1 protein-coding gene is annotated in these 609 nt (G+C 60.9%); it reads right to left on the reverse strand.

The features are described from left to right. On the reverse strand, window positions 1-609 hold a 609-nt coding region (locus tag A3730_RS07325), incomplete at both ends, for a class I tRNA ligase family protein (protein WP_156501047.1).

Raw genomic sequence — 609 nt, forward strand, 5'->3', positions numbered from 1 at the left:
TGGACACGGACATCTCGCCCCGGTAATCGGTGGCGCAGACCCACAGGCGCAGAATATCCGCACCCAGGTCATTCCAGACTTCCTGTGGGGCAATCACGTTGCCCACTGACTTGGACATCTTGCGACCGTGCTCGTCCACGGTGAAACCATGGGTCAACACGGTGCTGTATGGGGCTGCGTCGCGAATCGCCAGGCTGGTCAGCAGTGACGACTGGAACCAGCCACGATGCTGATCCGAGCCTTCCAGATACAGGTCCGCCGGCGCGCGCAGCTGCTCGCGCTGGTCCAGCACGCAATAATGGGTCACACCGGAATCGAACCACACGTCCAGGGTATCGGTGACCTTGCTGTACTGGTCCGCGTCTTCACCCAGCAGCTCCGCCGGCTCCAGATCAAACCAGGCATCAATGCCTGCTTTCTCTACTCGCTCGGCCACTTGCTCGATCAGGGCCGGCGTATCCGGGTGCAGCTCGCTGGTTTCCTTATTAACAAAAAGGGCAATCGGCACACCCCAGGTGCGCTGACGGGAAATACACCAGTCGGGACGATCGGTGAGCATGCCTTCAATGCGCGCCTTGCCCCACTCGGGCAGCCACTGCACCTTGTCGA

This window comes from Alcanivorax sp. HI0044, from assembly GCF_001634945.1.